General features: G+C 30.0%; 9 protein-coding genes. 7 read left to right on the forward strand and 2 right to left on the reverse strand.

The features are described 5' to 3' along the window. The first annotated feature begins 30 nt into the window (after positions 1 to 30). The 6 genes from CLSA_RS09265 (at position 31) to CLSA_RS09285 (ending at position 6,884) form a co-directional block, all read left to right on the forward strand. Positions 31 to 1,464 carry an FAD-binding oxidoreductase gene (locus tag CLSA_RS09265; protein WP_022745777.1) on the forward strand — a complete coding sequence of 478 codons (1,434 nt, stop codon included), beginning with the start codon at positions 31 to 33 and terminating at the stop codon, positions 1,462 to 1,464. A gap of 133 nt (positions 1,465 to 1,597) precedes the next feature. Continuing rightward, positions 1,598 to 2,740 (forward strand): acyl-CoA dehydrogenase, encoded by a 1,143-nt coding sequence (locus CLSA_RS09270; RefSeq protein ID WP_022745781.1) that lies wholly within the window; start codon positions 1,598 to 1,600, stop codon positions 2,738 to 2,740. A 974-nt stretch (positions 2,741 to 3,714) separates the two neighbouring features. After that, complete coding sequence (locus CLSA_RS09275; RefSeq protein WP_022745784.1) at positions 3,715 to 4,671, forward strand: NAD(P)-dependent oxidoreductase; 957 nt, start codon at positions 3,715 to 3,717, stop codon at positions 4,669 to 4,671. 467 nt (positions 4,672 to 5,138) lie between these two features. Then, positions 5,139 to 5,276, forward strand: a complete 138-nt coding sequence (locus tag CLSA_RS23420; RefSeq protein WP_022745790.1) for a hypothetical protein — start codon at positions 5,139 to 5,141, stop codon at positions 5,274 to 5,276. 189 nt (positions 5,277 to 5,465) lie between these two features. After that, a complete protein-coding gene (locus tag CLSA_RS22005) occupies positions 5,466 to 5,963 on the forward strand; it encodes a transglutaminase domain-containing protein (RefSeq protein WP_022745792.1) in 498 nt (165 codons plus the stop codon). Positions 5,964 to 6,209: 246 nt separating this feature from the next. Further along, positions 6,210 to 6,884: a nitrite/sulfite reductase domain-containing protein gene (locus CLSA_RS09285; protein WP_022745795.1), complete on the forward strand. Its 675-nt coding sequence runs from the start codon at positions 6,210 to 6,212 to the stop codon at positions 6,882 to 6,884. 361 nt (positions 6,885 to 7,245) lie between these two features. Here CLSA_RS09285 and CLSA_RS09290 read toward each other — a convergent pair whose 3' ends face one another. Further along, positions 7,246 to 8,229, reverse strand: a complete 984-nt coding sequence (locus tag CLSA_RS09290) for a permease prefix domain 1-containing protein (protein WP_041716219.1) — start codon at positions 8,227 to 8,229, stop codon at positions 7,246 to 7,248. Further along, complete coding sequence (locus tag CLSA_RS09295) at positions 8,216 to 8,560, reverse strand: PadR family transcriptional regulator (protein WP_022745804.1); 345 nt, start codon at positions 8,558 to 8,560, stop codon at positions 8,216 to 8,218. Before CLSA_RS09295 ends, CLSA_RS09290 begins: the two co-directional genes overlap by 14 nt. 256 nt (positions 8,561 to 8,816) lie before the next feature. On the opposite strand from CLSA_RS09295, the gene CLSA_RS09300 reads away from it, so the two are divergent. Beyond that, positions 8,817 to 12,809: an acyl-CoA dehydratase activase gene (locus CLSA_RS09300; protein WP_022745805.1), complete on the forward strand. Its 3,993-nt coding sequence runs from the start codon at positions 8,817 to 8,819 to the stop codon at positions 12,807 to 12,809. Positions 12,810 to 12,950 lie beyond the last annotated feature (141 nt).

The following is a 12,950-nucleotide window of genomic DNA, read 5'->3' on the forward strand; positions in this document are numbered from 1 at the left end:
TAAGAAAAAAGTTAGAAAGGATGATTATTGATGGCTGAGTATAATCAATTAACAGAAGAGTTAATCTCAAAATTACAGGAGGCAGCGCCTGGACATATTTTAACAGGTGAGGATATAAATGAAGATTATTCACATGATGAAATGCCCATTTATGGTAAAAAGGCGCCACAAGTCGTACTTATGGCACATTCTACAGAAGAAATTGCTGCAGTAGTTAAAATATGTAATGAAAATAAGATACCAGTAACTCCAAGAGGAGCAGGAACAGGACTTGCAGGTGGAGCAGTTCCAGTTTTAGGTGGTGTTTTGATTGATATTACAAAGATGAATAAGATACTTTCTTATGATTTAGAAAACTTTGTTGTTCATGTAGAAGCTGGTGTTTTATTAAATGATCTTGCAGAGGATTGTGCAAAACAAGGATTATTATATGCTCCAGATCCTGGTGAAAAGTTTGCTTGTTTAGGTGGAAATGTTTCAACAAATGCTGGTGGAATGAGAGCTGTTAAATATGGTGCAACACGTGATTATGTACGTGCAATGACAGTTGTTCTTCCAACAGGAGAAATTACTAAGCTTGGAGCTACAGTATCAAAAACAAGTTCAGGTTACAGCCTTTTAAATTTGATGATTGGTTCAGAAGGTACACTTGGAATTATCACAGAACTTACTTTGAAAATCATGCCAGCACCAAAAGTAGTTGCTAGTTTAATTATTCCTTTTGAAAATTTAGATGATTGTATTTCTACTGTTCCTAAATTTAAGATGGAACACATGAATCCACAAGCAATAGAATTTATGGAAAGAGAAATTGTTCTTTCTAGTGAAAGATATATTGGAAAGAGTGTATTCCCACAAGTAATTGATGGAGTAACTGCAAATGCTTATTTACTTGTTACTTTAGACGCAAGTAATGATGATGAGTTAAATGATCTTATTGAGCAAGCTAGTGAAATAGTATTGGAAGCAGGAGCAATTGATGTTCTTGTAGCTGATACACCTGCAAAGATAAAAGATGCATGGGCAGCTCGTTCTAGTTTCTTAGAAGCAATCATGGCAGAAACAAAATTATTAGATGAATGTGATGTTGTAGTTCCTGTAAATAAGATTCCTTCTTATCTTGCATTTGTGAACAAATCTGGTGAGGAATGTGGACTTACTATTAAGAGCTTTGGACATGCAGGAGATGGAAATCTTCATATATATCAATGTAGCAATGACTTAGAAGAATCAGAATTTAAAACAAGAGTTGATAAATTCTTCAAGATTATTTATGAAGAAGCAACAAAATGTGGTGGCCTTGTTTCAGGAGAACATGGAATTGGTAGTGGAAAGATGAGCTATTTAGCAGACAGTGTTGGAGAATTAAATATGAGCTTAATGAAAGGCATCAAAAAAGTATTTGATCCAAATTCTATTATGAATCCAGGTAAAGTATGTTTTCCATTAGATGGTACTAATTAATAAGGTGCAATCATATATAAATTAAACATCATATGACTATTTTATTTAAAGATGAGTTATATAAAATAGTCTTTAATATAATTATAAATTATAGAAAATAAATATATAAGGAAATGAAAGGCAGGAAATTAATATGGATTTTAAACAAGATGAAAATCATGAGCAATTACAAGAAATGTATCGTGAGTTTGCAGAAAATGAAGTAAAACCAATCGCAAAAGAAATTGATGAAAGTATGCGTTTCCCAGAAGAAAATGTAGCAAAAATGGCTGAAATGGGCTTGCTTGGAATCCCATTCCCTGAAGAATACGGCGGAGCTGGAATGGACACATTAAGTTATATACAATGTGTAGAAGAATTATCTAAATGTTGTGGAACAACAGGTGTTATTGTTTCAGCACATACAAGTCTTTGTGCAACACCAATTTACACATATGGTACAGATGAACAAAAAGATAAATATTTAAAACCACTTGCTTCAGGTGAAAAGTTAGGTGCCTTTGGATTAACAGAACCTGTTGCTGGAACTGATGCCTCTATGCAAAAAACAACAGCAGTATTAGAAGGAGATCATTATGTATTAAATGGTAGCAAGATCTTTATTACTAATGCAGGATATGCAGACATATATATTATTTTTGCTATGACAGATAAGAGCAAAGGAACAAAGGGTATTTCAGGATTTATAGTTGAAAAAGATTTCCCAGGTTTCTCTGTTGGAAGTCATGAATTAAAGATGGGAATCCGTGCATCTTCTACATGTGAATTATTCTTTGATAATTGTATAGTTCCAAAGGAAAATCTTTTAGGAGAAGAAGGCAAAGGATTTAGCATTGCAATGGCAACTCTTGATGGAGGTCGTGTTGGTATTGCAGCACAAGCTCTTGGTATTGCAGAAGGTGCAATAGAAGAGACTGTAAAATATGTTAAGGAACGTGTTCAATTTGGACGTCCTATTTCAAAATTCCAAAATACACAATTTGAACTTGCACAAATGCGTGCAAATACAGAAGCAGCAAAACTTTTAGTATATCAAGCTGCATGTGCAAAGGATGACCATCAAAGATTTACACATTTAGCTGCTATGGCAAAATTAGTTTCTGCTAGAAATGCCAGCGATGTAACAAGACGTTGTCTACAGTTATTTGGTGGTTATGGATATACAAGTGATTATCCAATTGAAAGAATGATGCGTGATGCAAAAATAACAGAAATCTATGAAGGAACATCAGAAGTTCAAATGATGGTACTTTCAGGCTGGATGGGTGTTAAATAGTACAGAAATTGCTTCTGATTTAGAGGTATGTGGTGTATAACCGAAATAAGGCACATGAAAATAAATAACAAGTCCAAAACTGCCATGAATATTTTTCATCAGGCAAGGAAGTAAAGTGCCATCATAGCGGGTCTATGATGACATTTTGCTGACGCAGCATGATGGAAAATATGCTGGCAGATGGAATTGTTATTTTTTGATTGTGCCTAAGGGTAGTTCATTTGCTCGATTGCTAGATAATATGACTGTGGATTTCTAACAGTAGAAGTTGTGCCCATTCCAACGTGCTCCTTAAACAAGTTAAGGACATGTTGAAATGGGACAACTTCTACTGAAGAAATCCTACAGTCATATTATCAATGCAATACTACGCAAAAGAATTACCCTTATTTCTAGTGTTACACATATTCTTAAAATTTAGAGTTATGTTGTGATTAACCGAAAGAAACGATGATCTGTTGTTCCGGTTATTAGATAAAAGGACTGTGGATTTCTAAAAGTAGAAGTTGTACACATTCCAGCATGTTCCCCAAGCAAGTTGAGGACATGTTTAAATGAAACAACTTCTACTGAAGAAATCCTACAGTTCTTTTCTCAATTAACACTTCACAACAGAGTATCATTTCTTTCTGGTGTTGTAACATATTGTAGGAGTGATAGCTTACTGAAATCAAATACATTTTTGTTTCACAGGACTATGAAGAAGAGTTAGAAGTTCATAAATGAGGCAGTGCGCCATTCATTCATGTTACTCAAGTAAGTATAATATGGGTTATAATATACTATGAAATTGCTTTTTATATGAAAGATTGTATTATTAAATTAGGTTAGTAGTTAGGCATATTCAAATAAATAACAAGTCCATTTGTCAGCCTATTTTCCGCCATGCTGCGTCGGTAAATTAGACTTATTATTTATTTTCATGTGCCTTATATAAATAAAATAGATTACAAGGAAAGCTGAGGGAGAAAAGAATGAGTAATATTATATTTCTTAATTCAAGTAAAATAAATTTTGATAATAAACTGGATTTTTCATCGCTAGATAAGTTGGGTAAAGTTACTAAATATGAAGATAGTAATAATGAAGAAATTCTAGAGAGAGTTAAAGATCAAGAAATAGTAATTACAAAGGAAATGACAATTGGTAGAGATTTGATTGAAAAATTTCCGCCTTGTGTTAAATTAATTTGTGAAGCTGGTACAGGTTATAATAATATTGATATTGAAGCTGCGAAAGAAAAAAATATATCTGTATGTAATGTACCTGGTTATAGTAGTGAGGCAGTGGCTCAGTTAGTTATTACATTTATACTAAATTTAACTTCATCATTATCAGAGCAGCAAAGGATGATTGAAAATAAAAATTATGATAATTTTACTAAGTATCTTCAAGTGCCTCATTTTGAGATACAAAATAAAACTCTTGGAGTTATTGGTGCTGGAGCTATTGGTGTGCAGGTGATGAAAGTAGCTAAAGCACTAGGGATGAATATAATTGTATATAGTAGAACGCAAAAGGATTTAGGAGATTCAGATATTAAATTTGTCAGCCTTGAAGAACTTCTTAAAAAGAGTGATTTTGTTACTTTGCATTGCCCGCTTACTCCTGATACAAAACATCTTATTAATAAATCTAAATTAGAACTTATGAACCCACAAGCTTGTATTATAAATACCGCAAGAGGCGCAATTATAAATGAAGCGGATTTGATTGAAGCACTTAAAAATAAAAGAATTGCAGGAGCAGCACTTGATGTTCAAGAACAAGAACCGCCAGAATTAAATAACCCACTTTTTGATATGAAGAATGTTATTCTTACTCCACATATAGGCTGGAGATGCTTTGAATCAAGACAAAGACTTATAAATCTTTTAGCAGAAAACGTTGAGGCATTTCTTAATAAAAGTCCTATTAATATTGTTTGCTAGTATTGGAAATGTAACTCATATGAATATAATTTAGAAAAATTTCTAGCGTTAGATTATAAAATAAACTTTACGGCTATTTTTCAAGAAAACTTATGATATGATTTTGTATAAAATTAGTCTATATATAATAAAACAATTAGAAATATTCTTGAAATTCTCTCTATATGATATAATTGTTATGGGAAAAATTTATCATAAAGGGAGAATTTTTATTTTGTGGGAATTTTAGAGGAGAATAAAACAAAGAATAAAATGAAAATTAAAGAAGCATATATGAAAAAGCTTCAAAAAATAAATTATTGTTCGTATATATACATTGAATATTTATCTTTAAGAATATGTTAAGGAAAAGTTAACATAATAGAAAGAAATTTGACAAAAATTTATGGTATTATACTAGATAATAAAATTATAATGGAGGGATCAAAAAATATAAATAAACAATATTAAGGCGGTGATTTTATTTTATGAGAGATTTAAATATAGATACAATAAAATATATTCCGGAGGAAGAGAAAGAAGTAATATTGCATTTAACAGAAATATTTGAAGGTGAAGAAGAGATTGTTAATGAATATGTCAAAAATGAATTAATAAATAAATAGTATAATAATGTATATAATATATTTGGATAAATTGCACAAATAACCATAAGAGGTAGATTAGGTGAAAATACTTGGTCTATCTTTATTTTTTATACCATCTTTTGTATTAATGTAATTCTATATGAAGATTGTGTAAAATATTCATATAATATAGAATGTTCTTATATTGAAAAATAGGGGGATAAAATAATGATAAAAAAACATTTAAACAAAATTATGGCTTTAGGTATAATTGCTGCATCAATAATTGCAATTAATCCAATAGGAGTTAATGCAGAGTGGAAGAGTGATTCTATAGGATGGTGGAATACAGAAGGAAGTTCGTATTCCACTGGTTGGAAATTAATTGATGGGAATTGGTATTATTTTTATTCAAATGGATATATGGCACATGATACAGCTATTGAAGGATATTATTTAGGAAGTGGCGGTGCATGGACAAATTCAATAATTACTAAAGAACAGGCTGTACAAACGGTTTTAAATGATCATAAATACATAGATAAACCTAATGATAATGATATTAGCTTAGTAAAAATTTATAATAAAACATATTATCGTATTTATACTCATATTACTTACCCACTTACGGATTTCAACGGAGGTACAAAATATAGAACAGAGAGTGATACGACTGCGTATGTAGATATATATACTGGAAAATTATATTATGGAATGGAGAGTTAAACCATATTTTAGAGCAATGACTTTTAGTCTACCGCATTTATATCTTAAATCCACATACTTCAGTAGGTAAGTAGTTTAATTGTAGCTGTTATTATAGGTATATGAAAATAAATAGCAAGTCCAAAGCTTCTGTTGGAATAATTTTTTGTAGAGTTAAGGATATAAATATGATACAATAAATTAATATTAATTATTAAATAATATTAGTAATTGATAGACTAAAATTGTATTTAGGAGAGGTATGCGATGAAAACTGATTTATTAGAAAAAGGAGCAATATTACAAAGGGATAAAGAAACATATGCAATTGCCCCACATTTAACTGCTGGAATTGTAACTCCAGATATTTTAAGAAATCTTGCAGATGTAGCTGAAAAATATAATGCAGCTGCAATTAAAGTTACAGGAGCTCAAAGGATTGCAATAGTTGGATTAAAAGAAGATGATTTAGATAATGTTTGGCAGGATCTAGGTATGGATCCAGGTGCTGCAGTAGGTTTATGTGTAAGAAGCATAAAAGTATGTCCAGGAACTACTTTCTGTAAAAGAGGGCTTCAAGATTCAGTAGCAGTTGGATCAAAATTGGATAGCTTATATCATGGAAAGGAATTACCTAATAAATTAAAAATGGGAGTAAGCGGTTGTCCACATAGCTGTGCAGATAGTGCATTTAAGGATATAGGATTAATAGGAAGTGGAAAAGGATGGATGTTTTATGTTGGCGGAAAAGGTGGAGCTAAGCCAAGAATAGCAGATAGAATAGCACTTTGTATATCAGAAGAAAAGATATATGATTTAATTGAAAAAGTTATTCAAGTATATGGTGAAAATGCAACTAATAGAGAAAGATTAGGAGATTATATAGATAGAGTAGGATTAGATGAGTTCAAAGGACAAATAGATCTTAATAGTTATTTATAAAATTAAACTTTTCAGACGGAGTTTTATATAGGGTTCCGCAATGAGAATAGAGCTTAGGTGAATACGAGCCGAAATTAGATACATATTTGTTCTATAAGACTATGAAAATTTCTAAATGTGATGTTGTCCCATTTCTGTATGCTCCCAATATAAAAGCTCACAGAGAAAGTTCGAATAACGAAATATAAAATTTCGATTCTCACTTTTGTGACAAGCAGTAAATGGAGCAACTTCACATTTAGAAGCTAAAAAGCTTATTTTCAAAGGCCTATTACATAAAAATGCATGGAATTTCTAGTATGAGAACACATTCTAATTATAAGTCTGATTCTTAAATTGGATATCTATATTCCATCTGAGCTTAGTGTGATATGTTTTTATTGAACAAATTATAAGTTCTAGCAAAAGTACGAAATAAAATACCTGTAATTGGATAGACAATCCAACAAATAGACCAGCCATGGAATAATAATCCCCATATTAGGAAAACACAAGTTGCAAGAGAGAAAACAATCTTAGATGTAGCTCTAATTATTTTGTTACTTTGTGCGTTTTCTGTATAATATTTATTTATCATTAACAATTTTTTATAAGCACGATCTGTAGAACCAAACCTAATGAATAGAAATACTGCTATAGCAATAATTAATAGTAAAGCAAAGGCACCATAGTTTGAGCCAGTTGTACCAAACATATCACCAATTAAAACAGCTGTAGGGGATAATACACAAAGGCATACGCCTATAATCATAGCAATTTTTTTTGCAATTAGAGATTCCTGACGCTTCTTAGTTAATAGTGATTTTGTCATGTCATCAATATGAAAATCACCACTATCAATAAATCTATATTTTTCAAATAAAGTTGTAGAATATATAAATAATGCTATTGCAGCAACTAAAAATACGAAGAAAAATATAACAGGTAAATCCTCCTGGGTATTTTTTGAAAAAGCTTGAAAGATTATCTTATCATCAGCAAGCTGCTGTAATAAAATTATTAATGCGCTACCTAATAGGCAAAGTGATGCGCCAATGCCAACTAAAAAAGAAGCTTTTTTCTTTAAGGATACATACTCTTCAGCTTCCTCTAATGTGACAACTTTGAGATTTTTATTTTCATATTTATTTGTAAGGTCAATATCCATTTCATCTAATAATTCGTCGATATTCCCAAATTCGGAAATAACAATTCCAATAGCCTCATTTTCAGTTTTTCCTTGTGACTTTAGTTCGCTATACTTCTCTTCCATATTTAATAAAAGTTCATTTTTTAATCTAAGGATTTCTTCAGTTTTAGGCAATGCTTTAAACATGTTTTCTAGATAATTTTTAATAGTTTCCATCTTCATTTAACTCCTTTAAAAATTTATTGATAACATTTTTGGTTATTCTCCACTCATCACATTTTTCCTTATAGTATGCGATACCTGCTGGCGTAATTCGAAAATAAGTCCGTCGTTTTCCTTGGGTTTCTTCTCCATAGTATGATTCAATATATCCATTCTTCTCCATTCTGTTAAAAGCAGAATAAAGAGTAGTTTCTTTTATAATATATTGTTCATCTGAAATGGAACGGATGTTTTTTGAAATCTCATATCCATAGGAATCGCTCTGTAAAAGGAGACTGAGTATAATAGTGTCATTATAACCCCGTATAACATCACTGCTAATCAAATGTATTCCTCCTTTATATAATTATTACTTCATCTGTCGTAGTAAAGTATAACACGATTACTACGACAGGTAAAGTAATTTGGAAAAATTTATTTATAGTTAGTCATACAAAGTATTAGTTCAATTTAAGTTTCACATAATTTATCTTTACAATAATTTTAGATTTGAGGGTATCATATGATACGGAATTTATACTAGAGGTGTAATATAATACGTATAAGAAACAAATGATAATGAATATCAAAGGAGTTGCGTTATGAACAAATTAGGAATAGATATTGGTTATTCAACATTCAAGTACGTTTATTTAGATAGTAATAACAATTTAATTGAAAGTAATTACATATTTCATAAAGGAAATATAAATAAATATTATAGTGAATTAATTGAGAAAATTAAAGCAAATAATAAAGAAAAAAATATAATCCTTGGAATAACAGGAAGTCTATCATCAAGGATCAATTTGAGCAAAGAATATCGTATTAATAATAGCATTTCTCTTATTGAAGGAGCGTTATTTAAAAATAAAACTACTAAAGCTATTATTGAATTAGGTGCTCAGGAAACAAAATATATAACAGATATTGAAAATAAAAATATGAAATTCTTTATGAATACAAGCTGCGCAGCTGGGACAGGTTCCTTTTTAGAGGAACAGGCTTCGAGATTAAGTATTGAGATAAAAGATATATCATCTTATATAGACAAGGCTACAGAAATTCCGAGAATAGCTGGAAGATGCAGTGTTTTCTCGAAAACTGATATGATACATCATATGCAGGATGGAGTAAAGGTAGAGGATATATTACAAGGCTTATGTTATGCACTTGTTCGAAATTATAAAGCTAATGTTCTTCAAAAAAATATTCTTAATAAGCCAATTATGCTTTCGGGAGGAGTAATAAATAATAAAGGAGTAGTAAAGGCTTTAAAAGATATATTAAAGCTAGAGGAAGAAGATATTATAATTGAAGAAAACTTTGAACTACTCACATGCTTTGGGGCTTCTAAGATAGCCGAAGAAAAAGGACTTATTATAGATATTAATGAACTTAATTCTTCTGATAAATTGATTATTGAAAAATCAAAAAATAACTTATATGAAAAGTTAGATAGGTTTGGAGCAAAGGATAGTTTAGATAAGCATAATTGTATAAATAATAATGCAAAAGAAGGTTACTTAGGCGTTGATGTTGGATCAACAAGCATAAATTTTGTTGTTATTGATGATGCTAACAACGTGATTGATTATATCTATACTAAAACAAATGGAAGACCAAAAGAAGTTGTAACAGAATATTTAAATATATTAAAGGAAAGACTAGGCCAAGATTTTAAATTTAAAGGTATAGGTACTACAGGCTCAGGTAGAGAGTATATTGGAAAATTAATTAATGCAGATTTAGTTGTAAATGAAATTACAGCACAAGCAGAAGGAGCTGTAAATGTATGTAGTGATGTTGATACAATATTTGAAATTGGGGGCCAGGATTCAAAATACATATGTATAGAAAATAAACTTGTAAAAGACTTTGAAATGAATAAAATATGTGCGGCTGGAACGGGAGCTTTTATTGAAGAGCAGATCAAGAAACTTGGAATAAGTCTTGATGAGTTTGGAAAGGTAGCTTTAGAGGGTGACAGTCCTTGCAACTTAGGAGATAGGTGTACTGTTTTTATTGAAGGCAACATAGGTAAAGCTATCGGAGAAGGTGAAAGCATTGAAAATATTTCAGCAGGCCTTGCTTATTCAATAGTAAAAAATTACTTGAACAGAGTTGTCTCTAATAGACCAATTGGAAATAAAATATTTCTTCAAGGTGGAATAGCTCATAATCAAGCGGTAGTAAATGCTTTTAGAGCTTTACTTAACAAAGAAATTATTGTTCCAGAATTTTTCAGTGTTACAGGTGCCTTAGGAACAGCAGTATTAACAAAGGAAAGCATTAAAAATAATGAGAAATATAAAAAACAAAATAGTAGTGTAGATTATTCAAATAAAGGTGAAAAATACTTATTAGATGGATATATAACAAATAAAGATATTAATAAAAAGACAATAGGGATACCAAGAGTATTATTTCTTAATAAGATGTTCCCGATGTTTAATGAGATATTTAAAAAGTTAGGATACAATGTTTTACTTTCAGATGCAACTAATGAAGAGATAATTGGATTAAGTGAAGAATATTCTTTTGAAGAAACTTGCTTCCCAGTTAAATTAATAAATGGACATGTGGCTTGGCTTTTAGATAAAAAGGTTGATTATATATTTCTTCCACACCTTTATACTATGAAGCATGCCGGGTCAGATGTAAGAGAAGATTATGCATGTGTATATATGCAGGCTTCACCAAAGATAATTGAAAATGTATTTAATTTAGAAGAAAAAAACATTAAATTAATATCACCTGTGTTATCCTTTAATTTTGGAAAACAATATATGATTAAAACCTTATTAGGATTAGGAAAAGAACTTGGAAAAAATAAAATAGAAACAGCTGCCGCAGTAATGTCTGGTATGAAAAAGTTTATGAATTATGAAAAGAATCTTGAGTCACTCGGAACTGAAGTTTTAAAGAATGTAGACAAAGATGAAAAAGTATTTGTAATGATAAGCAGAGTATATAACATAGTAGATCCAGCATTAAATATGGGTATAGAAAATGAATTAAAGAAGCGTGGATACAAGGTGCTTCATTTAACTCATCTTGAAGCTTCAGAAATGAATATAGGAGAGGAATATTCAAATATGTACTGGCCTTTTGGACAGCATATAATAACTGGTGCAAAAATTATAAAAAACCATAAAAATTTATTTCCTATATATATAACTAATCATGGATGTGGTCCAGACACAATATTAACTCATTATTTTAAAAAGGAAATGGGAAGTAAGCCTTATTTACATATAGAAGTAGATGAACATTCTTCAAAAGTTGGAGTAATTACAAGGGTAGAGGCATTTATTAATTCAATTAAAAATTATGAAAGTAATGAACTGTTGGTAAAGGAAATAGGCTTAGTTAATGAGGCTGATAAGACTAAAGAACTTTGGGTAGTCAATGATGCCAATGTAGATAAAGAATTTGATGTACTTAATCGAGTTAATGTAGTTAAAGAACTTGAAATGGCTAATGAAGTTAATTTAGTTAATAAAATTGAAGATTTCAGTGATGAAATAGAAGTTGAAAATGAGATGATAATTCCGTATATGTATCCATTCAGCCATATATTAAAAGCTTTTTTAGAAAGAAAAAATAAAAAGGTTACAATATTAGAACCTGTAAGTGAAAGTACAATTGAAATAGGAAAGCAGTTTTCAAGAGGAAAAGAATATTTCTCATTAACTGGCTTAATAGCTGAAGTTATAAATAAAATTAAGGATAGTAACAATGAATATACATTGTACCTTCCAACAGATGAAGGAAGTGAGACCTTCGGTCAGTATGGAAAACTTATACAATACAAAGCCTTAGAATGTGGTAAAAAATTAAAGCTTGAAGCGCCTTTTATAGAAGATTTCTTGGGCAATAAAGATTTTGGATTAGAATTCTTTAAAGCATTGGTAATTGGAGACTTAATAAATAGACTACATGAAAATAAAAAAGAAGAGCATTTAGATGATTTAATAAAAGCAATAAAAAATTATGAGATGTCAGATATATATTTTGATGAAAAATTGAGAAAGTTAAATGATGACATATCTAATGAAGAAAAAAGAAAGAAATTACTTATAATAGGAGAAGCCTTAGTAGTAAATAAGGAATATTTAAACAATAACCTCATAAGAAGATTGAATAAAAATTATGATATGGTAAAGCAGCCATTGGCGGAAGAGTTATATATGCTTTATAAAGATTTTAGTATTAAGAGAAATAAAACTAATAAGCAATATATAAAATTATTAGATGAGGCAAAAATAATTATTAACAAGGTTAATTTAGCTTTGAGTGAAAAATCTCCATTTAATAAGGATATTGATAAGCTTAATGAAATATTAAAAGATAAACTCCCACAGTATGCAGGAGGGAGTGGAAGATACAGGTTTGCTAAATTACTCACAGCAGAAAACGTTGATGGAATTATTGTTGTAAGCTCAATGTATGAAAATACAGCTACAATATTAAAAATGTTAAGAGAGAAGTATAAAGAAGAAGTAAAAGTTCCTGTATTAGATTTATATTTTGATAGTAACATAAACAAAAATAATGAAGAATTAATAGAAACTTTTACAGCCTATTTATAATAAATTTAAATAATGAAAATTTAGGAGGGTAAAAACTAGATTATAAATGAAAAGGAGAATCTAAAGTTCTTTATAGCTAACATTTCTGGTTGTATATATGGCAAAAAAATAGATGGCTCTGAGCCATCTATTTTAATTGAT

Source organism: Clostridium saccharobutylicum DSM 13864 (assembly GCF_000473995.1).
GTDB lineage: Bacteria > Bacillota > Clostridia > Clostridiales > Clostridiaceae > Clostridium > Clostridium saccharobutylicum.

Coding starts and splice junctions, on each gene's coding strand:
- CLSA_RS09265 (WP_022745777.1), top strand. CDS start 31: ATGGCTGAGTATAATCAATTAACAGAAGAGTTAATCTCAAAATTACAG.
- CLSA_RS09270 (WP_022745781.1), top strand. CDS start 1,598: ATGGATTTTAAACAAGATGAAAATCATGAGCAATTACAAGAAATGTAT.
- CLSA_RS09275 (WP_022745784.1), top strand. CDS start 3,715: ATGAGTAATATTATATTTCTTAATTCAAGTAAAATAAATTTTGATAAT.
- CLSA_RS23420 (WP_022745790.1), top strand. CDS start 5,139: ATGAGAGATTTAAATATAGATACAATAAAATATATTCCGGAGGAAGAG.
- CLSA_RS22005 (WP_022745792.1), top strand. CDS start 5,466: ATGATAAAAAAACATTTAAACAAAATTATGGCTTTAGGTATAATTGCT.
- CLSA_RS09285 (WP_022745795.1), top strand. CDS start 6,210: ATGAAAACTGATTTATTAGAAAAAGGAGCAATATTACAAAGGGATAAA.
- CLSA_RS09290 (WP_041716219.1), bottom strand. CDS start 8,229: ATGGAAACTATTAAAAATTATCTAGAAAACATGTTTAAAGCATTGCCT.
- CLSA_RS09300 (WP_022745805.1), top strand. CDS start 8,817: ATGAACAAATTAGGAATAGATATTGGTTATTCAACATTCAAGTACGTT.